The organism is Dyella sp. 2YAF14 (assembly GCF_052114725.1).
Lineage (GTDB): Bacteria > Pseudomonadota > Gammaproteobacteria > Xanthomonadales > Rhodanobacteraceae > Dyella.
Genome location: NZ_JBFRFH010000002.1, coordinates 25,392 through 46,805, shown reverse-complemented (window position 1 = coordinate 46,805; position 21,414 = coordinate 25,392). Strand labels below are relative to the sequence as shown.

19 protein-coding genes are annotated in these 21,414 nt (G+C 63.4%); 11 read left to right on the top strand and 8 right to left on the bottom strand.

Annotated elements, in window-relative coordinates; translation table 11 throughout:
- Positions 1-404 precede the first annotated feature (404 nt).
- From AB4Y82_RS04875 to AB4Y82_RS04840, 8 genes are all read left to right on the top strand, one after another.
- The gene (locus AB4Y82_RS04875; RefSeq protein WP_441611139.1) at positions 405-884 is read left to right on the top strand and encodes a hypothetical protein; all 480 of its coding nucleotides are present in this window, start codon (positions 405-407) and stop codon (positions 882-884) included.
- A 503-nt stretch (positions 885-1,387) separates the two neighbouring features.
- The gene (locus AB4Y82_RS04870; protein ID WP_441611138.1) at positions 1,388-2,287 is read left to right on the top strand and encodes a hypothetical protein; all 900 of its coding nucleotides are present in this window, start codon (positions 1,388-1,390) and stop codon (positions 2,285-2,287) included.
- Between the two features lie 208 nt (positions 2,288-2,495).
- A complete protein-coding gene (gene tcmP / locus AB4Y82_RS04865; RefSeq protein WP_441611137.1) occupies positions 2,496-3,329 on the top strand; it encodes a three-Cys-motif partner protein TcmP in 834 nt (277 codons plus the stop codon).
- Positions 3,330-3,450: 121 nt separating this feature from the next.
- Complete coding sequence (locus AB4Y82_RS04860) at positions 3,451-4,194, top strand: DUF5131 family protein (protein ID WP_441611136.1); 744 nt, start codon at positions 3,451-3,453, stop codon at positions 4,192-4,194.
- A 9-nt stretch (positions 4,195-4,203) separates the two neighbouring features.
- Entirely contained in the window at positions 4,204-5,472 is a 1,269-nt protein-coding gene (locus AB4Y82_RS04855) for a three-Cys-motif partner protein TcmP (protein ID WP_441611135.1), read from the top strand.
- 507 nt (positions 5,473-5,979) lie between these two features.
- On the top strand, positions 5,980-6,993 hold the full coding sequence (locus tag AB4Y82_RS04850) for a two-component system sensor histidine kinase NtrB (RefSeq protein WP_441601714.1): 1,014 nt from the start codon (positions 5,980-5,982) through the stop codon (positions 6,991-6,993).
- Positions 6,986-8,383 (top strand): nitrogen regulation protein NR(I), encoded by a 1,398-nt coding sequence (ntrC, locus tag AB4Y82_RS04845; protein WP_441601713.1) that lies wholly within the window; start codon positions 6,986-6,988, stop codon positions 8,381-8,383. Before AB4Y82_RS04850 ends, ntrC begins: the two co-directional genes overlap by 8 nt.
- A 10-nt stretch (positions 8,384-8,393) precedes the next feature.
- Positions 8,394-8,843, top strand: a complete 450-nt coding sequence (locus AB4Y82_RS04840; protein ID WP_441601712.1) for a GNAT family N-acetyltransferase — start codon at positions 8,394-8,396, stop codon at positions 8,841-8,843.
- Positions 8,844-8,891: 48 nt separating this feature from the next.
- Here AB4Y82_RS04840 and AB4Y82_RS04835 read toward each other — a convergent pair whose 3' ends face one another.
- Both AB4Y82_RS04835 and AB4Y82_RS04830 read right to left on the bottom strand, forming a co-directional pair.
- Positions 8,892-11,357: a sensor domain-containing protein gene (locus AB4Y82_RS04835; RefSeq protein WP_441601711.1), complete on the bottom strand. Its 2,466-nt coding sequence runs from the start codon at positions 11,355-11,357 to the stop codon at positions 8,892-8,894.
- A 104-nt stretch (positions 11,358-11,461) separates the two neighbouring features.
- Positions 11,462-12,589, bottom strand: coding sequence for a hypothetical protein (locus AB4Y82_RS04830; RefSeq protein ID WP_441611134.1), 1,128 nt, complete (start codon positions 12,587-12,589; stop codon positions 11,462-11,464).
- Positions 12,590-12,705: 116 nt separating this feature from the next.
- Between AB4Y82_RS04830 and AB4Y82_RS04825 the strand changes: the two genes are divergently transcribed.
- Together AB4Y82_RS04825 and AB4Y82_RS04820 are read left to right on the top strand one after the other, a co-directional pair.
- Entirely contained in the window at positions 12,706-13,989 is a 1,284-nt protein-coding gene (locus AB4Y82_RS04825; protein WP_441601709.1) for an acetyl-CoA C-acetyltransferase, read from the top strand.
- Between the two features lie 26 nt (positions 13,990-14,015).
- Positions 14,016-14,546, top strand: a complete 531-nt coding sequence (locus tag AB4Y82_RS04820) for an energy transducer TonB (RefSeq protein WP_441601708.1) — start codon at positions 14,016-14,018, stop codon at positions 14,544-14,546.
- Between the two features lie 406 nt (positions 14,547-14,952).
- On the opposite strand, the gene AB4Y82_RS04815 is transcribed toward AB4Y82_RS04820, so the two are convergent.
- From AB4Y82_RS04815 to AB4Y82_RS04795, 5 genes are all read right to left on the bottom strand, one after another.
- The gene (locus AB4Y82_RS04815) at positions 14,953-16,818 is read right to left on the bottom strand and encodes a phospholipase D-like domain-containing protein (protein WP_441601707.1); all 1,866 of its coding nucleotides are present in this window, start codon (positions 16,816-16,818) and stop codon (positions 14,953-14,955) included.
- A gap of 30 nt (positions 16,819-16,848) precedes the next feature.
- The gene (locus tag AB4Y82_RS04810) at positions 16,849-17,433 is read right to left on the bottom strand and encodes a YceI family protein (RefSeq protein ID WP_441601706.1); all 585 of its coding nucleotides are present in this window, start codon (positions 17,431-17,433) and stop codon (positions 16,849-16,851) included.
- Positions 17,430-17,903 (bottom strand): SixA phosphatase family protein, encoded by a 474-nt coding sequence (locus tag AB4Y82_RS04805; RefSeq protein WP_441601705.1) that lies wholly within the window; start codon positions 17,901-17,903, stop codon positions 17,430-17,432. The genes AB4Y82_RS04810 and AB4Y82_RS04805 overlap by 4 nt, the downstream gene beginning before the upstream one ends.
- 202 nt (positions 17,904-18,105) lie before the next feature.
- Positions 18,106-18,738, bottom strand: coding sequence for a ParA family protein (locus tag AB4Y82_RS04800; RefSeq protein ID WP_046971972.1), 633 nt, complete (start codon positions 18,736-18,738; stop codon positions 18,106-18,108).
- A 110-nt stretch (positions 18,739-18,848) separates the two neighbouring features.
- Positions 18,849-19,877 carry a hypothetical protein gene (locus AB4Y82_RS04795; RefSeq protein ID WP_441601704.1) on the bottom strand — a complete coding sequence of 343 codons (1,029 nt, stop codon included), beginning with the start codon at positions 19,875-19,877 and terminating at the stop codon, positions 18,849-18,851.
- A gap of 166 nt (positions 19,878-20,043) precedes the next feature.
- On the opposite strand from AB4Y82_RS04795, the gene AB4Y82_RS04790 reads away from it, so the two are divergent.
- Positions 20,044-20,244 (top strand): hypothetical protein, encoded by a 201-nt coding sequence (locus AB4Y82_RS04790; protein ID WP_046971974.1) that lies wholly within the window; start codon positions 20,044-20,046, stop codon positions 20,242-20,244.
- 62 nt (positions 20,245-20,306) lie between these two features.
- On the opposite strand, the gene speE is transcribed toward AB4Y82_RS04790, so the two are convergent.
- The gene (gene speE / locus AB4Y82_RS04785) at positions 20,307-21,161 is read right to left on the bottom strand and encodes a polyamine aminopropyltransferase (RefSeq protein WP_121883865.1); all 855 of its coding nucleotides are present in this window, start codon (positions 21,159-21,161) and stop codon (positions 20,307-20,309) included.
- Positions 21,162-21,414: the final 253 nt, after the last annotated feature.

Here is a 21,414-nt window from a genome sequence, read left to right as displayed (position 1 = left end):
GCTGGTTCGCGGCAGCAGAAGACGTGGCCAAATGGCTTGATGAAACGACGGCTGCTAACCGAATTCGGAAAACCAAAACTGAAGCCAAGCCAAAGCCAAAGACGACCAAACAAAGAGCCACCGCTGGTTAAGCGGTGGCTTTGTCATATCTGGACTGAGAGACGTAGGCGTCTCAGGAGGGCTAAAGACACAACGCCATATAACAAGCCGGGAAAATAGAAAGGGCCACAAAAGCTGGCGGCTCTTGTAGCCCTTCAAAGTGCAGACATTGACTCCGTCGGCACCTCTACGATCCTGCGCTCCCCATCAAATGTCAATAGGCCGTTGTGAGGCCTACTAGCAAGCTGCGTCTCAGGGCGGTGCCTTCGGGCCCGCCATGGAGAGGTGCGGCCTGGAGAGATCGCATGGCAAACACAGCACCAAAACTTGAACTTCCTGCCGTTGATCAAGATCGACTGGGCGGGCTAAGCGAGGCCAGACGGAAACAAATCTACGCCAACGGCGGATACACAAAGCATCAGATCGCCCTTTACGAAACGATGATCGCGGCAAGCGGCCAGCGTGACGTCGGCAAAGGGGCTTTGAATAATCTTGTGACCCGTTTCGTATCGCTCAAAAACAACGGCGCGGTGCGGGTATTGGAAAGTCACACGTGCGAGCGGATGTTCGCGTACCTCTGCGAACTGGATCCCACTGTAGAAGGTTACTACGTGCAGGTTCCGTGCCGCGGCATTGTCCGCATGTTGGCGGGCGACAGGAAGCACGTGTCCCATGCCACGCTCGACTTCCTGGTGCTTCGTACCAACGGTGTCGAACTCGTCGAATGCAAACCTGACCGACCGCCTGTGGAATTGGATGTCGCGCCGGGAGTTTGGCCCAATTGAGCTCAAGCTAGGAAGGCCGCGCGCGCCTTACGAGCTCAACGATAAGTGCAGCAAGCTGCGCGCCAAACTTCGCGGACGGGACGCCCCCCCGGCATTGAAGGGCGCCTTCGAGGCATTGGATAAGCTCCTTGGAGTCAATGCCGCTGCCATCGAATGGCGCTATTTGAATTCAGGGGTCCATGACGCTGAGATTAGCCATGAATTTGACCGCTCAGTCGTTCGGACGATAGTGGAGGCCTTGACGCAGTTGGACCAATCACTTGCGGAGCTTCAACCGCGGCGAGATTGAAATCGTTGGGGCTCTGTGCGGTCGTTGGAATAACCACGGTGACACTATCCGGATGGCGAATCGCGAGACCTGACCCTCTTGGGCATTGGTTAGACGCGTAGGCGGGGGGAGTGCGGATGGCACCCAAACTACGGCTGCACTGGCGTAAGAGTTTCATAGGACCCGCCAGCAGCTTTCTTCTAGCAAAAGCCGTCAAAATCATAGGCGCTAAGGCATGAGTCATGCAGATCCTTACGAGGTTTTCCTCCAGACTTGGAGGCCAAGCGAGCTCTTGAAGTTCGCAACCCTGGATTCGAACGTGCAGGACGTGTATTTCAAAAGTCAGGTTTTGGCAGATATGAGCGGAAGCTCTAAGGTCACTGGCGCAACGAATCCTGATGGCCCCAAGTTCATTACGCCGGAGGAACAGGAAGCTAGACACTTCCATTTCTTTCGCGACGGACAACAAGCTTGGTCCGATGAATTTGTCGAGCGCTTGATAGACAGCGGAATCGGCAGGGATCGCGTAGAACAATTCTTCCATCTATTAGCGAACGTATGGGTGGATGGAAAAGGGCGTCGCCAGAATGAATCGGGCATGTTGGCCATCAAGTCAGCAATTCAGGCTCACGATCGCAGGTATCACCGCGATTACGCTGGAAAGTTCGTAATCAACAAAGTCAAGAACGTACTTCCCATGTTCGAGCCCCACGAGATGCGAGCGATCTTTAGGACGAATGAGAACATGCTTGCGAACATGGCGCATGCTTACCTAACTGATTTGCAGGGTGATCGCGAGGGTTCGATCAACAATTTGACTGTCCGCCGAGGTGCGCGCATGTCTGTCACGGAGCTCGTTCGACGCGAGCTCAATTATCTAAGTTCGTACTCGCTGGCGATCACCCCTGCGGAGCAGTTTTCTCAGAACCTGTCATCAGGTGCCGGCGATGACGTAGCAGCGTGCGTGTTTAGTGCGAGGCTGCCAGCGATCCAACAACGGACGGTGGCTTTTGCACCCTTTATTCGTGGAATGTCTATCGAGCAGCTCGAGGTTGTGGTCGCGCCTCCCATTAGGCCCACGCCTCTGCGAGACGATGGAAGGTGGGCCATATTTAGTCATTACTCGTTTGATTAGAGCGTCGGCAAGTTGAATTTGGTTCCATGACGGTGACAGGAGTAATTCATTTAGGTACGGAACCATTGAGACGAATAACCAAGGTTGGGCGTCAGATACAGCCGTTGTTGGCCCAGCAGCGGACAAGGCATCGCTGCGATAGGATGTCTAAGGAAGTGCGCAAGCGTGCCGTTAAGGTCAACAGGGACTAGCCAGGGAGGCCAGCCGGGTGCCCACACAAAAAGATGATGGCCGCTACGAACTCGACCCTGAGGATGGGCTGCGCCGGGCCATCGTCGGGGATTGGGCGCCCGAGAAACATTTGCGCCTTCAAAAGTACGTGGACATCACCCGTGCGGTCAGGCGGAAATTTGGCGGCAACGCCACCTACATTGACCTCTACTGCGGCTCTGGCCGCGCCCGCTTGCGCAAAACAGGCGAAGTGGTGGAAGGAAGTGCGTTGGTGGCCGCTACCGAGGCCATGCGGGGCCGGAACCCCTATCGCGAGGTCATCATCGGTGACCTCGACCCGGTCAACGTCGAGGCTTGCGAAGCCCGTTTAAACCGTCTTAGGGTTGACAACGTTCGCGCCTACGCGGGAACCGCGGAGGACGTGGCTACCAGAATCCTTCCCACCCTTCACCCCACTGGCTTCAACCTGGCCTTCCTGGACCCGTTCAACCTCGAATCGCTTCCTTTCCAGGTGATCCAGACCCTGTCGCAGGCCAAGAGCATGGACCTCCTCATCCACGTCAGCATCATGGACTTGCAGCGGAACGTCCGGACCTTGATGGCCTCGGGCAAGCTCAACAGCTTTGCGCCTGGCTGGGACAAGAAGATCAACAGTGCGGCCACCAATCCCAAGCTGGTCATGGCGGTGTTTGAATACTGGCGAAGCCTGTTGTCGCAGCTCGGCTATCTGGTCAGCGACAACATCGAGCGTGTGACGGGAAACCGAAATCAGCCCCTCTATTGGTTGGTGCTGGCCTCGAAGCACGACTTGGCGGACAAGCTTTGGGGCGAGGTCAGCCAAGTGGAACCCCAGGGCCGGCTGGTGCTCTGACCGGTGGAGGCTGTCCCGCCGCTGGGGACTATGTTAGAAATGTCCGGTTTAGGCCGGGTCGGCCGGATCGTCGCGGTTGGCGAGATCCGCCGCGAGCAGGATGGCCCACAACGGGTGGACCATGACGACAACATCACGCATCGAATGGACTGAGCAGACCTGGAACCCCGTCGTCGGGTGCACGAAGGTGTCCGCGGGCTGCAAACACTGCTACGCGGAAGTGATGGCCCAGCGGCTCAAAGCCATGGGCACGCCTGGCTACGAAAAAGGGTTCGCCCTCCGGTTGATCCCTGAGCGGCTCAACGATCCCGTGCGGCGCAAGAAGCCCACCGTCTATTTCGTGAACTCCATGTCGGACCTGTTCCACGAGCGGGTACCGGTGGACTACATCGACAAGGTCTTCGAGGTCATCACACAGACCCCGCACCACCACTATCAAATCCTGACCAAGCGCGCGGAACGCATGGCCAGTTACTTCACGTCACGCCCTGTCCCCGTGAACGTCTGGCTGGGCGTGTCCGTGGAGAACAAGCGCCACGGGGTGCCCAGAATCGACTTCCTGCGCAAGGTGCCCGCCAAGATTCGGTTCCTTTCCGTTGAACCCCTTCTGGAAGACGTGGGCGCCCTTGACCTGAAAGGCATTCACTGGGTGATCGTGGGAGGGGAGTCGGGACCCAAGGCCCGCCCCATGAAGCCCGAATGGGCCGATGCTGTCCGCATCCAATGCCAAAAGCAGAAAGTGGCCTTTTTCTTCAAGCAATGGGGTGGCTGGGGCGCCGACGGGAAAAAGCGCGCCAAGTCGAAGAATGGCCGTTTGCTAAATGGCCGCACCTGGGATCAAATGCCCGCCGGTGTCCAAATCTAGGCAGGTGCAATGCCACGCAAGCCCTTTGAATGGCCAGCGGATGGGTCTGGGGCAATTCTTCAACAACACAGCGTCGCTAAGCTGGAAGTGCTGCGGGAGTATCTCCTTGCCTACTTTAAGACGCTAGCCACCGCTCCTGGACAGGAAGAGATTCGCGTAACGCTCGTGGACGGATTTGCGGGCGGCGGTGTTTATCGTCACGCGGATACGCAAGAGCGGATTCTGGGTTCTCCGCTGGTGTTCCTGAAAGCGGCCGAGCAGGCACAGGCCATCATCAATGCCGAACGCCAAAAGCCCCTGCATTTCAATATCACTTACATCTTCGTCGAGAAGAATAAAAACGCGATCAAGTCATTGATGATCACGTTGAAGAACGAAGGCTATGAGTCTCGCGTGGGTGGGGACATCCACGTCATTAATAGCATGTTTGAACAGCAGCTCGATGCCATCATCAAGACCGTCAAAGAGCTCACTCCCCGTGTAGGGCGAGCTCTGATCTCTCTGGATCAGTATGGCTACAAAGATGTGCCGGCCCCCCTAATCAAGCGACTGCTGCAAGAACTGCCCCGTGCGGAGATCGTGCTGACGTTTGCGGTCGACGCCTTCATTAACTTTGCCAGCGATAACCTGGCCACCCAGGCAACCCTGGATCACCTCGGCATTCCCGATGTCCTCAAAGGGCGCACCTTGCAGGAGATCAAGGCAAACGAAAGCCATTTCCGGCTCTACATCCAGAGTTGCCTCTACCACGGGCTCACTGAGGCCTGCGGTGCCGGCTACTACACCCTGTTTTTCATTCGGACTGACGGCCACGGCGATTACTGGTTGGTGCACTTGTCACAGCACCCAAAGGCCCGTGATGTCATGACTCAGGTGCATTGGACCAAGAACAACCACTTTATCCACTATGGTGGTGCTGGTCTCGATATGTTCCGCGTCATCGGTTACGACGCCGGCAGCGATGCGCGATACACAGGGCAGAGTTCACTGGCTTTCGGCTTCGACGACCCCGCCAATGAGAGAAGCATTGCCTTACTGACGGAGCAGTTGGTTCGACTCGTCCACGCACGTGATACCGTCCGGTTTGGTGAAATGTATTCGACCACCTGCAATTCCACGCCGGCGGACAGTCAGCGCTATCGAAAAGCGCTCGAAAACCTGGTGACCCACAAAGAGATCACCATCACCAGTGTCAAAGGTAGCCAACGCAGAAAGGCAACGACCATTGAGGATGACGACATCATCCAGATGGCTGCACAACGGACACTCTCCCTGTAACGCTGCCAGTCCTTTCTCTCTTCACTGACAGACCCATTTACTTCGCGCCGCCATGCTCACCATCACCCATCCCGAACGAATGGCCGAAGGCGTAATCCTCGTGGCGATGTACCCGTCGGGACCATAGGTGGGAACGGAAAAGAAGCCAACCTTGTCATCGTCCAAAGAGGCCTTCGAGAGCGTGATCTGCGACGGGGCCAGTTCGGCGGCCTTCCCGTGTGGCACGATCTTGGGCCAGTAGACGGCATAATCCTTTGGCCGAGCTTGGTGTTTCAAGAGGTTTGCGGCTCGTTTTTGCTTCGATACCACCCCGGAATGAGCTCGCAACACAATGATTGAAAGGGCTTTCTGGCAAGAATCCGAACGGCATAGTTTGTTCAAGGGCCGAACGCCATAGTTTGTGCAACCCACACAAACTATGCGCTTAGGAACATTCGACAACCCCATAGATCGGCCCCCGCCCCATGCGGCGTTGCACCAAGCCGGCGCATTGTCCATGATGGTGCAATGAACGATACAGCAGCGCGAGGGTGGGCGGAGCCGTTGGCGACCGGGATGGCGCTGGCGGACGAGCGGCTGCGCCTGTTGTGGGTGAATCCGGCCTTGGCGGAATTGCTCGATATCGGTCCGCGCAGTGCCGTGGGGCAGTCGCTGGTGGTGTTGTTGCATCGACCGGAGTGGATGGCGCTGGCCGAGCGCGCCCTGCAGGAGCCATCGCCGCACCAATTGCGTGGCATCGACATACCGTCGGCGCGCGGCGAGATGGCGCGGGTCGATGTGTCGATGCAGCGGCTTGCCAGTGGCGAGCTGTTGCTCGAAGTGCATGCGCTGGCGCCGCCGGCTCCCTCGGGCACGCCGCTTTCGGCTACGTTGCGCGGGTTCGCCCATGAGGTGAAGAATCCCCTGGCCGGTTTGCGCGGTGCGGCGCAGTTGCTGCAGCGGCGCGTCGAGGACGACCAGCTGCGCAGCCTTGCCGGCCTGGTGATTGCCGAAGCCGATCGGCTGGCCGCCCTGGCCAATCGCCTGTTGCACCATGACGGCGCCGCAGCGCAATTGGGTGACGTCAACATCCACGTGCAACTGGAGCGACTCGGCGACCTGCTGATGGCCGAACCCGCGCCACCGACCGTACGCCACGACTACGACCCGAGCCTGCCTGACATCTACGGCGACGCCGACCGTCTGCTGCAGCTGCTGCTCAACCTGGCGCGCAACGCCGTCGAAGCAGGCGCGAAAACCCTGGTGTTCCGCACCCGTGCCGAACCATCGGTACGGCTGGGCGAACGCATGGCGCGCATGGCGCTGCGCGTGGACGTGGTCGATGACGGCCCGGGCGTACCCGAACATCTGCGCGATACCTTGTTCGAACCGCTGGTATCCGGTCGCGCCGATGGCAGTGGACTGGGACTGGCGCTGGCGCGGGAGATTGCGCGCGAGCACGGTGGCGAGCTGCGCCATGTGGATCGCGCAGGCGAAACCACGTTCTCCCTTTATCTGCCCATGGGGCACGCGCATGACTGAATCAGCCCACGAGATCTGGATTGCCGACGATGATCGCGGCGTGCGCTTCGTGCTCGCCGAAGCGCTGCGCGACGCCGGCCTCGACGTGCGCGAGTTCGGCGACGCCGAGGCGGTACGCGACGCACTGCGCTCCTCGTCGCCCGCCTTGTTGCTCACTGACGTACGCATGCCGGGCGAGGGTGGACTTGCCCTCATCGCCGCGCTGAAGGCACAAGGCCTGGGCCCGGTGATCGTGATGAGCGCTTTTACCGATGTGGCGACCACGGCGGCGGCTTATCGCGCCGGCGCGGTGGACTATCTCGCCAAGCCGTTCGATCTCGATCAGGCGGTGGCCGCCGTGCAGCGCGCGCTGGCCGATCTGCCGACTGCGACGACGACGCCTGAAGCGGCCCCTGCGCCAACCCACGCCTTGCTGGGCGATAGCCCGGCCATGCGCGAAGTGTTTCGCCTGATCGGTCGCGTGGCGGCAAGCGATCTCAACGTGCTGATCACCGGCGAAACCGGTACCGGCAAGGAGCTGGTGGCGCGTGCCCTGCATGACGAAAGCGCGCGCCGCGGCAAACCCTTCGTGGCGCTCAACACGGCGGCGATTCCCAGCGAACTGCTGGAAAGCGAATTGTTCGGCCACGAGGCGGGTGCCTTCACCGGGGCCACGCGCCGCCATGCCGGACGCTTCGAACAGGCCGAAGGCGGCACGCTGTTTCTCGATGAGATCGGCGATATGCCGCTGGCCTTGCAGACGCGCCTGCTGCGCGTGCTGGCGGGCGGCGAGTTCTATCGCGTGGGCGGTCGTGAACTGATCCGCGGCAATGTGCGCATCATCGCCGCCACCCACCAGGACCTGGATGCGCGCGTCGCCGCCGGCCAGTTCCGTGCCGATCTCAAGCATCGCCTCGATGTGGTGCGCATCGAACTGCCGCCGCTGCGCCAGCGACGCTCGGATATCCCGCTGCTGGCACGGCACTTCCTTGCCAGTGCCGCGCAGGAACTGCATCTCGCGCCCAAGCGGTTTTCCAAGGCGGCACTCAAGGTCGTGGGGCAGCGCGACTTCTCGGGCAATGTGCGCGAGCTGGAAAACCTGTGCCGTCGACTGGCGGTGATTGCGCCGGGCAACGAGATTCTTCCCGCGGACCTGGGCGCGGGTGCCGCGAACAGTCCGGCTGGCGGCTGGACCGACGCCTTGCGCGAATGGGTGACGCAGGCCCTGGCCGATGGCGAGCTCGACATCCACACACGTGCCCGGGCAGCGCTCGACCAGACCCTGCTGCAAGTCGCGCTCGAAGCGCACGAAGGCCATCGCCAGCATGCGGCCGCCGCGCTGGGCGTTGGCCGCAACACCTTGACCCGCAAGCTCGGCGCGTCACGAACGCGCGGGCCTGCCAAGCCTTGAGAGATCCCGCATGAGCATCGAGATACGCATCGCCCACCGCGACGATATTGCGCATATTGCGCAATGGAACACCGCCATGGCGTGGGAAACCGAGCAGAAGTCACTGGCGCCCGAGGTGATCGAGCGTGGCGTGACGGCGGTGTTCGACGAACCGCGACGCGGCTTCTATCTGGTGGCCGAACGTGCGGGCGAGCCGGTGGGATGCCTGCTGGTGACCTACGAATGGAGCGACTGGCGTGCGGGAGACTTCTGGTGGATCCAGAGCGTCTACGTGGTGGAGTCGGCGCGTCGGGAAGGCGTGTTTCGCAGCCTGTACGACGATGCGAAGCAGCGCGCGGGTCAGGCTGGAGCCGTTGGCTTGCGTTTGTATGTGGAGACGGAGAATGAGCGGGCGCAGCGCACGTATGCTGGGCTCGGCATGGAGCGGTGTCATTACTTCATGTACGAAGCGGAATTCTGAGGCGTTGGTCGCGCACAGGGTGCGCTCCTACAAGGGGCGCGGTATGGCTCAGGCGGGCAGCAGCTGCTGACTGAACTGTTCGGGCGGTATCGCGGTGCCGAACAGGAAGCCCTGCAGCAGTGAGCAGCCGGCGCGGCGAAGGTGTTCCGCTTGCGCCGCAGTCTCCACGCCTTCGGCCACCACGCTCATGTCCAGGCCGCGAGCCATGGTGATGATGGCGTCGGTGATGGCAGCGTTGTCCGCATCGGTGGCGATATCGCGCACGAAGGTGCGGTCGATCTTCAGCGCGTCGATCGGGAAATACTTCAGGTAGGACAGGCTGCAATAGCCGGTGCCGAAATCGTCCAGCGCGAGGCTGACGCCCAGGTCCTTGATGCCTTGCATCAGCGCCCGGCTCTGGTCGCCCGCGGACATCACCATGCGCTCGGTGAGTTCCAGCTCGATCAGCGATGGCGGCAGCTGCGCTTCTTCCAGCGCACTCTTGAGCGTGGCATGGAAACCCGGGTGCTGGAACTGCGGCGCAGCCACGTTCACCGCCACCACGATGGGCCTGCCGGCGCGATACCACGCACCGGCCTGTCGACAAGCCTGGCGGATGACCCACTCGCCGATGGGTACGATCAGGCCGCTTTCTTCGGCCACCGGAATGAACTGGTCCGGCATGTAGACGTCGCGGCCTTCCACCTGCCAGCGCAAAAGCGCTTCGGCGCCGACGATGACGCCGGTGCGCGCATCGACCTTGGGCTGGTAGTGCAGATGCAGGTCGCCACGTTTGAGCGCCTTGCGCAGATCCTGCTCGATGCGCAGGCGCGCCGCCGGCAGTTCGCTCATCTGCGAGGTGAAGAAGCGGTAGTCGTTGCGACCCTTCATCTTCACTTCGTACATGGCGATGTCGGCGTTGCGCAGCATCGCTTCGGCATCGAGGGCATCGTCGGGATAAACGCTGATGCCCACGCTATAGGTGATGTTGAACTCGCCCATCTTGCTGGCCGGTGAGGCCTGCCACAGCCGCATCAGTTTCTCGCACAGCTGGCTGGCACCCGAACGCCCGTCAACGTGCGAAAGCAGCACCACGAATTCGTCGCCGCCGATGCGGCTGACGGTGTCTTCGTTGCGCAGGTGATGGCGAAGGTGTGCCGCAAACTCACGCAGCAGATCGTCGCCGGCGCTGTGGCCCAACGCGTCGTTGATCAGCTTGAAGTGATCGATGTCGATGTGCAGCAGCGCGGCTTCGTCGTGACGGCGCACCGCGGCGGCCAGCACCTGCTCCAGGCGCGACTGCAGCAGGCTGCGGTTGGGCAGGCCGGTGAGCGTGTCGTGCTGCGCCAGGTGCGCCATCTTCAGCGCCAGCGCGCGCGTCTCGCTCACGTCGTGGAACACCAGCACGCCGCCGATGACGCTGCCGGCATGGTCGTGGATCGATGCGGCGGAATCTTCGATCGGCGTTTCGAAACCGTTGCGATGCAGCAGCACCGCATTGCCTTTCAGTTCCACGATGGCATCGCGCGTGATGGCATCGAGCAGCGGGCTGTGCAACGGTTCGCGCGTGCGGCTGTCGATCAGGCGGAACACCTCGCTCATCGGCTTGCCGACCGCTTCGGCCTGGCTCCATCCGGTCATCGCCTCGGCGATCGGGTTGAGCGAGGTCACGCAATGCCGCAGATCCGTGGTGATCACCGCGTCCCCGATCGAGCGCAAGGTCACTTCGGCCAGCTCGCGTTCGCGGAACAGGGCTTCCTCATAAGACTTGCGCTGGCTGATGTCGAGGATTTGCGCGACGGCGTGATACGGCTCGCCATTGATTGCACGCACCAGCGAAACGCTGAGCAGCACGTACACCACATGACCATCGCGGTGGATGTAGCGCTTCTCCAATTGATACGTCTCGCGCCGGCCCTCCCGTAGTGAGCGCGACAGCTCGCGCGAGGCGGGCAGGTCGTCGACGTGGGTGAGATCGGGCAGGGCGCGCGTCAGCAGTTCCTGTTCGCTATAGCCCAGCATGTCGCACAGTGCTGCGTTGACGCGGAGCATCTGGCCTTCGGTGGTGACCAGCGCCATGCCGATCGGCGCATGCTGGAACGCGCCGAAGAAACGCTGCTCGCTTTCGCGCAGCTGCAATTCCAGCGCATGGCGCGCGGTGATGTCGGTAAACACGGTGAACACGCCGCGCACCTGGCCGTCGTCATCCACGTCCGGCTGGAAATTGCCGTGCACATAGCAGCGCGCGGCGCCGGCAAACAGTTCGCCTTCGTAGACGGCGGGCTCGCCGGCCAGGGCTTGCTCAAGGCAGGCGCCGGCGCGTTCCAGATTCCACATGCCGATGACTTCGTCGACCGTGCGACCCATCATGCGTGCGGGGTCGATGCCCAGCCAGGTGCGATGGGTGGCGTTGACGAAGCGAAAACGCCGGTCGCGATCCACATAGGTGATCAAGGCGGGCGCGCCGTCCAGCACGTGGGCGGGCCAATGCGCCTCGCCTCCTGCTGGGACGAACTCGTGATCGGTTTCGCGCATCTTCGGTTCGGCCCGCTGGCGCACCCCCCGCGCCTTGTCAGCGCATCATGCGCCAACTGAAGCCGGCTGTGCAGGGTCCTTGCTCAACTCCAACGAGCAAGCATTCAGTGCAAGGCCTGGGCGGGCGCACCAAGCTGGCCATCGGCATCGAGCAGGATGCAGCCCAGCGCATGTAAATCGGCAGGCACACCATGGCGTTGCGCCAGCTCGGTCACCAGCGGACCCAGGGCCTTGGGATGCAGCGGATAGCCATGCGCGAGCACGCGGGCACGGCCGCCGTCGCCACGCTGCGCAAGCGTCACCGCCACCACGCCCAGGCCAGGTGCTTCGTGCGCATACAGCGCCGGCGCGTCGTAACCGGCATCAGCGTTGCCGAAGGTTTCGAGCAAGTAGCCCGAGCCGGGCTCGCCATCAGCAAACACCAGCGGCACGTGATGCGCATCGAGCAGTGCGGCGTATTGGCGCAGTTCGAATACCGCACCGGCGACATCGTGGGCGCGCTGATGGAGATCGTTCGGTTGACTGCGCAACCAGTCGGCAGGCGATTGCACTTCGACCTTGCCCTGGTGATAGCGCAGTGCCAGGCCACGCGCGCTGAGCGTGCTCTCATCGCGATAGGGCGTGAGCAGGGCGGCCTCGAGCAGGCTCCATAGCGGCGCGAGGTTGACGTGTTCGTATTGCACGCAGGTGAGCGCGAGCAGGTCGTTGCGGCTCAGGTAGCGCGCGTGTTCCAGCCGCACGCCAAACGTGCGCATCAGCCAGTCCGCCGTACGGGCGCCGGCTTCGCCGCGGCCCACCAGCTCCACTTCGAGCTTTTCCGAGAGGCTCTCGGCCAGCGCTTCGGGCGCCAGCAGCGAGATCGGCAGCAGGCGCATCGGGCCATCGGCAAAGGCGGCTTCGGGTTCCAGCGGCTGGGCAGGCATGTGGCCCTCGTGGGTGCCGAAGGCCACCACGTTCTCCAGATGGCCGCGCGGCACGCGCCGGGCCAGCTCGTCCAGCGTGGTCCACACCGGGAAACCCGGGCGCAGCAGTTCCACCGCGTCGAACAGGGCCCCGGCCAGGGCGAGGCGGGCCTCGTCCACCTGGGGCACCAGCGTGTGCAGGTCGGCGGCGACCAGCGCGGCCAGTTCGGCGGCCTCATCGCGGCTCAGCGTACGGTGCGAGGGCGTGTCACCGGCGGAAAGCTCCAACGCGAGGACCACGGGGAGGGCGACGAGTGTTTGTGCTTCCACGGTTGACGAACCCGAACAGCAAAGAACTGGATTCTAGCATTTGAGGCATTTTGGACTTTCTTGGCATGCCGGGGCGGGTTAGCCTTGACGACTCGGCTCTTCGGACTGCTCCAGCCATGGAAAACACGCTCAAGCGCGTCGGTGTGATCGGCGGTGTACGTATCCCGTTCTGCCGCAACAACACCGCCTACGCCGATGTCGGCAACTTCGGCATGTCGGTGAAAGTGCTTGGGTCCCTGGTGGAACGCTACGGCCTGCACGGCGTGGAGCTGGGCGAAGTGGCCATGGGCGCGGTGATCAAGCACGCCTCCGAGTGGAACCTGGCGCGCGAAGCGGTGCTGTCCTCGGGACTGGCGCCCACCACGCCGGGTATCACCACCGCCCGCGCCTGCGGCACCTCGCTGGACAACGCCATCATCATTGCCAACAAGATCGCCACCGGGCAGATCGAAGCGGGCATTGCGGGCGGCTCGGATACCACCAGCGACGTACCCATCGTGCTGGGCGAGCGCCTGCGCAAGCGTCTGCTGGCGGTCAACCGTGCCAAGACCTGGCAGGAGAAGCTGCGCACCGCCACGCAGGGTTTTTCGCTGAAGGAACTCAAGCCGGCGTTCCCCGGCGTGGCCGAGCCGCGCACCGGCATGTCGATGGGCGACCACTGCGAGAAGATGGCCAAGGAGTGGCATATCGCGCGTCAGGCGCAGGATCAACTCGCGCTGGACAGCCACCGCAAGCTCGCCGCGGCTTATGACGCCGGCTTCTTCGAGGATCTGGTGGTGCCGTTCCGCGGCCTGAAGCGCGACGGTTTCCTGCGTCCCGACAGCACGTTGGAGAAACTCGGCTCACTCAAGCCGGCATTCGACAAGAGCTCCGGCCATGGCACGCTCACCGCAGGCAATTCCACCGGTCTGTCCGATGGCGCTGCCGCCGTGCTGTTGGGCACCGAGGAATGGGCGAGCAAGCGCGGCCTGACCGTGCAGGCCTGGTTCCGCGATGCGGAAGTGGCTGCGGTCGATTTCGTGCATGGCGAAGGCCTGCTGATGGCGCCGACCGTCGCGGTGCCGCGCATGCTGGCGCGCCATGGACTCAGCCTGCAGGATTTCGACTTCTACGAAATCCACGAGGCATTCGCTGCCCAGGTGTTGTGCACGCTGCGTGCATGGGAAAGCGCCGAGTACTGCAAGCACCGTCTCGGCCTCGACCAGCCCCTGGGTGCGATCGATCCGGCCAAGCTCAACGTCAATGGTTCCAGCCTCGCCGCCGGTCACCCGTTCGCGGCCACCGGTGCGCGCGTCGTCGCCACGCTGGCCAAGCTGCTTGAGCAGAAAGGTTCGGGGCGTGGCCTGATTTCCATCTGCACCGCCGGCGGCATGGGCGTCACCGCCATCCTCGAACGCTGAGCGATCCGCTCGGCCCGCTCATCGCGATGTTTCGACTGCGCACCACCGTCTGCCTGAGCCTGCTCGCGCTGGCGATCGGCGTGGCGGGCACGGCATGGCTCAGCACGTTCACCGGCGACTGGCAAGGCCCGGCAGGCGCAGCGTCCGCCAGCAGCGACAAAGTCCGCCGGATCCTGCGCCGTCATACACGCGCACCGGCCGCACGCGAACCTGCAGCTCCGACCACGACTGCACGTACACGCATCGTGGCTGCAGCAGCGCGGACCACCGACGAGCTGCCCACGCTCACGCCCATCGACATGCCGTCACTGGCGACGCCATGGCTGCAGCGCGCTGTCTTCGCCAGCGGGCGCGTGGTGTTGAAGCTCAGCATCGATGGCGAAGGCCGCGTGGGTCAGGCAGCGGTAGCCGAATCCAGCGGCAACGCAGGCCTCGACGACCGCGCATTGCGTACCGCAACGCGCTGGCGCTTCGCCGTCCCCGGCGACCACCCCAACGGTCTGATGGGCCAATTGGTCATGCGCTTCGACGACACCCCGACAGCCGCACCCTTGTAGGAGCGCACTTGTGCGCGACCGCGGCATTGATGGGTACCTCGCCCTGGGGCTGTCGCGCACAAGTGCGCTCCTGCAAAAACAGGTTCCGGGTTACAACACGCCCTGCACGCTGTTTTCGGGCGTGTATCGATCAGCTCCAGGCAACGCCGCCTCCTGTGGGAGCGCACCCTGTGCGCGACTGCGGCCTCGATGTTCGCCGCACCGTGGGGCTGTCGCGCACAGGGTGCTCTTACAACGAGAGATTCCGGGTTACGGCACGCTCTGCACGCTTTCGCGAGAGTATCGATCAGCTCCAGGCAACACCGTCTCCTGTGGGAGCGCACCCTGTGCGCGACTGCGGCATCGATGATTGCCTCGTGGTTGGGTTGTCGCGCACAGGGTGCGCTCCCACAGATGAGGTCTCGCGCTACAGCACGCCCTGCACGCCCGCACCAAACGCCGTAATCAACCGCGTATAGATCAGCTTCGGCGACACATCGACATCGGGGAAATCGCCCACCGGCGTATAGCAGCTGAGAAAGGCCGGATCGCTGGGCCGCATCGGTATGCAACCGGCCTTGAGGTCATAGCTGGTGGCGTAGCGATACGGCCACAGGTCGAAGATCGGCAGGCTGGCGGAGAAATCGCCGATCGCCATGCTCAGGCTGCTCTGCTCTCGCTTTGCGATCACCCATGCATTCTCCGGCTGCGTGTCGCGCAGGATGCTGTCGCGCAACTCGCTGGCGAAACGGGCGTCGTAGACGATCACGCCTGCCTCGGTGTTGTAGTGATCCGAGCGGGGATCGAAATTGTGCGAGCCGACCATGGCGAAATCGTCATCGACTACCAGCGACTTGGCATGCAGGCCGAAGCGGCGGCCGGTCGTGGTCAGCGGGGCCGGGCGGTTGCGGCGCGCGGTGCTGCGACTGCCGAGCAGGCCGCGCTCCGTGCCGACCCGGTGGCGCGCCTGCGTGCCGCCTTGGGCAAGCGGGGGGGGACCTTCATCGGCCGCGGCATCGGCGTTGTCCTCGGCCGGACCGGCCGCATGCGGCTTCATCTCGTAGATCTCGAAACCGTAATCCTTGAGATAACGCTTGCGGTGCTTGTACGAGAGCGCATACACCGCGAACGCATCGGTCGAGGCAAGGGAGTTGGTCGACACCACGATGCGCGGTGGCGAGTCGCCCTGGTGCAGCCGTTCGAAAATCGCCTTGGCCCGGTCGCTCATCACCAGGTACGGCGTCTGCAGCACTACTTCGTGCTGCGCGGAGCCCACCATGCGCATGAGGTGCGTGGTGAATTCGTGGGCGCTGCGCTTGCCGGGCTCGTCGGTCTTGGCCGGGAGATCGCTGAAATAATCGACGCGGCCGGTGCGCAAGGTGTCGGACACCAGCACGTCGTCGATCCAGTCGGTGTCGCCTGCTTCCTCCACCACGCGTGCCACGCGCTGCGGATGCGCATAGCGCGGTTCCGGCAAGGGGCCGGGATGGAAGTCGTCGAGCAGATAGTGGTTGACGTCGCGCAGGTGGGTCAGCGGCGTGGAGCGCTTGTGGTTCCAGAACGTCGCAAAGCTCGAGGCCATCTCTCGTGCGGCCGGTCCGCCCACCATCACGTCACGATCGACGTAGTCGAAGTCGTTGTCCCAGTCGAAATAGCGGTCCTGGTAGTTGCGACCGCCGGTGATGCCGATCGTGTCATCCACCAGCAGCAGCTTGTTGTGCATGCGCTGGTTGAACGTCATGAAGCAGCACACGATGCTCGCGCTGAATTCCACCACCGAGGTCTGCGCCTCATGGAAGGTCGGGTTGTACAGGCGCACCTGGAGGTTCTCGTGCACCGTGGCCAGCCGTTCCAGCAGCACGGGGTCGCCGAAGGAGAACAGCTGGTCGGCAAGGATGCGCACCTTCACGCCGCGTCGCGCCGCCTTGATCAGTTCGTCCAGCACCAGCTGGCCGGCATCGTCCTGGTCCCAGATGTAGGTCTGCACATCGATGCTGTGCTGGGCGGCGCGGATCAGGTTGAGGCGCGCGACCATCGCCGCCTCGCTGTCGTTGAGCAGGGTGACCACGTGCACCGGCTCGTCGGGCGTCGAATCGCTGATCGCCTGATGCGCGGCATCGAGCAGCGGCGAGGCGATGGCGCAGTGGTCGGGATGGCCGCAATTGAGCTGGCGCTCCACGCCCGCGGCGACGGCGTCGTCGGCGCGTCGGATGCGCGAGGGCGAGACGCTGCATCCCGACAGGATCAGGATCGCTACAAGCACAAAGGAGACGGCGATCCAGCGTTGGCGCATGCCGCGATGATACGGGAGACCGCGGCGCACTCAGTCAGTGTTGGCTGAACGCGCGGCGTAATCCAGACTAATCATCATGCCCAGTTGCACCTGGTCCGAAATGGCCGTGCGATGGTTGCTCATGCCGAAATCGCTGCGCTGGATGGTGCCGCGCACCGAGATCACGCATTGCTGCGGCAAGTCGAGCGGGCAGTGCGAGGGCAGTACTTCGAAATGCGCCGGCTTGGTGACGCCGCGCATGGTCAGCTCGCCGTCCAGGTCGCCGCCTTTCTCCAGCATGGCGAGCGAAATCGGTTCGGACACGAAATGGATCGAAGGAAAACGCGACGCATCGAAAAACTCCGGCGCCAACACCCAGCGGCGGATGCGGTCAGAGTTCATGTGGATGCTCTCCACCGTGATATGGGCGTCGACGACGGCGGTGTCGTGCAGGCTGCTGAGCGTGACGTCGCCATCGATCTCCTGGAAGCGGCCGTTGAGCTGGGTCAGCCAGAACAGCTTCACGCCGAAGTCGGCATGCGAGCGGGCCGGATCGATGCGGTAATCCGCTGCTTGTGCCGGCAGCAGGGTGAGCAACAACAGCACAAGACAGCAGCTGACGTACGGCAAACTCATGGGGACCAGAAAGCATCCAGGCGGGCGTTGCCGGGTTCAAGTGCGCCATCGAGATGAAGCACGGCCAGGGCCGCGGGCGGCATGCCGCGGAATTCGTCGGAACGGCCTTCGACCAGCAGCGCCACCAGCCGTTCGATGCCGGGATTGTGGCCGACCAGGACCACCGTGCCGGCATCGCCGTGCTGGTCCAGCAGGGCCAGCAGTTCGCCGGGCGTGGCGTCGTAGATGTCGTCGGCAAACTCGGTGACCGGGACGTAGCTGTACGCGGCCAGGGCCAGCGCCGCCGTGGCGCGCGTACGCTCGGAAGGCGAGCACAGCACGCGGTCGGGCTTCACGCCGTGCGACGCCAGCCACTTGCCGGCGGCCTTGGCTTCCTGCTCCCCGCGTCCGCTCAGGCGCCGGCTGTGGTCGTCGCCGCCGGTGGGAGCCGGCTGAGCTTCGGCGTGACGCAACAGGATGAGTTCGTGCATGGTTGGCTCCTGGTAATACGCTGTACTACGCAGTGACAGGGCCACTGCTTCCGTGGGCCCGCGGGTCGCGATGCTCGACGGGCCCAGGCCAACCGCCTGCGCAACGCCGCGCCTCCCACCTCGCCGACTTGCTGGACATCATGCCACCCTCGCTGAGCAGAACAGAGCACCGTTTGGCCGCACCGGATCACGGTTAGACCATTCAGTGCTGGCGCTTGATCCAGCGGAGCAGATGTTTCCAGTCTTCCTGATGGCTACGCACGTTTTCCGACCCGTAATCAAAGATCCCTTTGCCCAGAGCCGTCAGCAGCACATAGGCCTGGCTGTCACGCAACTGCGCCACCAGCGGAAACGGCGCCTGCTCGGACAGCTGCGACATCGCGTCCTGACTGGCGTTGGTCCACGGCTTGAGGCGGTTGCCGACCAGGCCCACCGGCAACTTGCCTCGTTTGACGCGATTGATCTGCTTGAGTTCCTCGAGAAAGCCGAACGTGGCATCGAGGTCAAAGGTTGACGGCAGCACCGGCACCAGCACGATGTCGGCTTTCTCCAGATAGGGCTCCAGGTCTTTTTCCTGCGAGCCCGCCGGCGTATCGATGAGTACGCGCTGCGTATCGGGAGGGAGTTTTTCCATCGAGCGGCGGCCGCCTTCCACGGCCAGAACGCCGGGGACGTTGTCAGGGCGATTGGCTGCCCAGCGGAAACCAGACTTCTGCCGGTCGGCGTCGACGATGGCGGTGTGCTTGCCATCCTGCGCCCAGTGCGAGGCCAATTGCGTGACCAGCGTGCTCTTGCCGCAACCGCCTTTGCTGCTTGCTACCAGTACCGTCAGCATGATGCCGCCCCAGTGTCCAAGCCGGGCCCCAGCCTACACGATGGCCGGGGCGTCGACGCAAGCATGAGTGTCCTTCTGCAGGGCTGGCGTTGCCTGGATCGGCGTGGCGATCAGCCGGCCTTGGTCGGCTCCCATTCGGACGGCGCATCGACGGGCATGTTGTAGTCGTGCAAGGCGGTGAGCACCAGGCTCATCTGGGTGCCGCCCGAGCGGGCCAGCTTGAGCAGATGCTGGGCCACGGCGGTATCGCCCTTGGCACGCACGGAGAGCTGGGAGAAGCTCTGCACCTGCCACACCAGGTTGCGGCGCAGGCGCTTGGCGTCTTCCTGCTGGGACGCATCGTCGGCCAGTACTTCGCGCAGATGCAGGCCAAGGGAACGGGCCAGCGGGCTCGAGCCCCATTCCAAGAGTTTGCCCAGGGTCAGGCAATCCGCCTTGATCTGGGGTTTGTCGGCGTTCTCTTCGCAAAGGCGGGCGGTGGCCTGGAGGGCAGGCTGCGGCTGGCCTTCGGCCAGACCGAATACCAGGGTCAGCTGCACGTCGGCCCCATTGGTGGCCGAAAGTGGTCCCACCACGTTGGTGGGCGGCGGCAGCACGGTCACCGTGCTCGACAACGCCTTCAGCGTCGCCCCGGTGTAGTCGTCGTAAATCTTTGCGGCGGCCGCCTTGGCGAGATCCTGGCGGGCGTCGTCGTTCTTGCCGTCGCGCAGGTCCTGGCCCAGCTTGAGCAGCCACACGGCCGCGTTGTCCGGCGCCTGCTGCACCAGCTTGGCCACGGCGTCGGCGTTGGGACAGTCCGAGGCCTTGGCGTCGCAGTCGCTCAGGCGGGCCCAGCTGATCTCCGGGCCGGCTCCCTGGGCGGCCGCAGCCCGGTCGATCAGGGTGTGGTAGCTGTTGAAATCCGGCTGGTCCGACAGGGGCCGGGCCAGCAAGGCGGCGCCCATCAGCGGGATCGGATCGGCCTGCGGGGCGGTCACGCTGACCAGATCCTTCTGGTATTGCAGCAGCGCCTGGCGGCGGGCGGGCGAGGTGGCATCCGTGGCAGCGGGCGGCGTTTTTGCGGGGGCCTTGGCCGCCAAAGCCGGGTCACAGGCCGCGGCCAGCAGCAGGGCAAATGTGAAGAAGCGCCGTCCAAGCATCGAGTAGTCCTTACACTGAGCCAACAATCAGGATAACGTCCAAGGATTAAGCTCGCCTGATCCGCTGGACGCGACGGGCGGGAGAATGCGTCCCAGCTTGTTAGCATGGCCGCTTCGCGACGCCCCGGGGTGATACGTCATCCTGCGCAGCACAGGAGAAAACCACGTGAACGACATTTCCTTTTTGGCCGACGGCCGTGCGGCGCCCTGGTTCGTGGGCTGGGGCACGCTGGCGTTGATCAACGCAGGCCTCGCCCAGGGCAAGAACCGCAGCGGCCTGCTGTGGTTTCTGCTGTCGCTGGTGCTCGGGCCGCTGGCCACGCTGGTGCTGGTGTTGATGCCCAAGGCGCGCCAGACGCTGTTCTAAGCGGGTCCAGAAACGAAAAAACCCGGTGCGTTGCCGCACCGGGTTCGGGGAACCGGCAAAACTTACTCGCCCAGTGCTTCGCGCATGAATTCCGGCTGGGCCAGCGCCGCCTTGTGGATATCGGCGTTGTAGTAGCGGGTCGGGAAGTTCTTGCTCAGTGCGCCGCGCTCGCGGAAGCCGGCCAGATCGCCACCCTTGCGGACCATGGTGCAGCTCCACCAGCCGGTGGGGTAGCACGGCTGCGGGAACGGCAGCGTCTTCACCGCGCTGAAGCCGGCGGTACGCATGGCCGAGCGCATCGACTTGATCAGCTCCAGGTGCGCAATCGGCGATTCGGACTGCTGCACCAGGATGCCGCCGTGGCGCAGGGCCTTGTAGCAGCTGCTGTAGAAGGCCGCGTTGAACAGGCCTTCGGCCGGGCCGACCGGGTCGGTGGAGTCCACGATGATCAGGTCGAGCGATTCGGGCTCGGCTTCGGCCATGTACTTGATGCCGTCGATGAACAGCAGCTCGGCGCGCGGATCGTTGTTGGAGTCGCACAGTTCCGGGAAATACTGCTCGGCCAGGCGCGTCACGCGCTCGTCGATTTCCACCTGCACCGCGTGCTCCACTTCCTCGTGCTTGAGCACTTCACGCAGCGTGCCGCAGTCGCCGCCGCCGATGATCACCACGCGCTTGGCGCGCGCATGGGTGAACAGGGCCGGGTGCGTCATCATTTCGTGATAGAGGAAATTGTCGCGGCTGGTCAGCATCACGCAGCCGTCGATCACCATCAGGTTGCCCCAGTCGGTGGTCTGGTAGATCTCGATGGTCTGGAACGGCGTTTTCTCGGCGTGCAGCAGCTTCTCCACGCGGTAGCCGATGGAGGAGCCGGAGGCCTGGTGGGCTTCGGTGAACCAGCTGGGATGCTGCGACATGGGGATGTTCCTGACGAAAAGATGGGTTCAAAGAATCCGTAATTGTAGCCGAACGGGGTCTCTGGGGTGCCCGCAGATGCCCGGATCTTCGGCACATTGTCACAAGAGGCCGTTACAATAGCCGTCCGTACCGCCGCGCTTAGCCGCCCGCGGTACGCCAGGTCAGCCGCGGCCCCGCGGCGTGCGAGGCTTCCGGCCCGGCTGACTTTGTTTCGTCAAGGCTCGCCGCTGCGACGACATGTCCAGGGTGTTA

Excerpts from the sequence above, each read along its gene's own strand:
- AB4Y82_RS04795 (WP_441601704.1), bottom strand. The coding sequence starts at position 19,877 with ATGCTTGGACGGCGCTTCTTCACATTTGCCCTGCTGCTGGCCGCGGCC.
- AB4Y82_RS04840 (WP_441601712.1), top strand. The coding sequence starts at position 8,394 with ATGAGCATCGAGATACGCATCGCCCACCGCGACGATATTGCGCATATT.
- AB4Y82_RS04870 (WP_441611138.1), top strand. The coding sequence starts at position 1,388 with ATGAGTCATGCAGATCCTTACGAGGTTTTCCTCCAGACTTGGAGGCCA.
- ntrC (WP_441601713.1), top strand. The coding sequence starts at position 6,986 with ATGACTGAATCAGCCCACGAGATCTGGATTGCCGACGATGATCGCGGC.
- AB4Y82_RS04800 (WP_046971972.1), bottom strand. The coding sequence starts at position 18,738 with ATGCTGACGGTACTGGTAGCAAGCAGCAAAGGCGGTTGCGGCAAGAGC.
- AB4Y82_RS04810 (WP_441601706.1), bottom strand. The coding sequence starts at position 17,433 with ATGAGTTTGCCGTACGTCAGCTGCTGTCTTGTGCTGTTGTTGCTCACC.
- AB4Y82_RS04820 (WP_441601708.1), top strand. The coding sequence starts at position 14,016 with ATGTTTCGACTGCGCACCACCGTCTGCCTGAGCCTGCTCGCGCTGGCG.
- AB4Y82_RS04850 (WP_441601714.1), top strand. The coding sequence starts at position 5,980 with ATGAACGATACAGCAGCGCGAGGGTGGGCGGAGCCGTTGGCGACCGGG.
- AB4Y82_RS04825 (WP_441601709.1), top strand. The coding sequence starts at position 12,706 with ATGGAAAACACGCTCAAGCGCGTCGGTGTGATCGGCGGTGTACGTATC.
- AB4Y82_RS04815 (WP_441601707.1), bottom strand. The coding sequence starts at position 16,818 with ATGCGCCAACGCTGGATCGCCGTCTCCTTTGTGCTTGTAGCGATCCTG.
- speE (WP_121883865.1), bottom strand. The coding sequence starts at position 21,161 with ATGTCGCAGCATCCCAGCTGGTTCACCGAAGCCCACCAGGCCTCCGGC.
- AB4Y82_RS04835 (WP_441601711.1), bottom strand. The coding sequence starts at position 11,357 with ATGCGCGAAACCGATCACGAGTTCGTCCCAGCAGGAGGCGAGGCGCAT.
- AB4Y82_RS04875 (WP_441611139.1), top strand. The coding sequence starts at position 405 with ATGGCAAACACAGCACCAAAACTTGAACTTCCTGCCGTTGATCAAGAT.
- AB4Y82_RS04860 (WP_441611136.1), top strand. The coding sequence starts at position 3,451 with ATGACGACAACATCACGCATCGAATGGACTGAGCAGACCTGGAACCCC.
- AB4Y82_RS04805 (WP_441601705.1), bottom strand. The coding sequence starts at position 17,903 with ATGCACGAACTCATCCTGTTGCGTCACGCCGAAGCTCAGCCGGCTCCC.
- AB4Y82_RS04855 (WP_441611135.1), top strand. The coding sequence starts at position 4,204 with ATGCCACGCAAGCCCTTTGAATGGCCAGCGGATGGGTCTGGGGCAATT.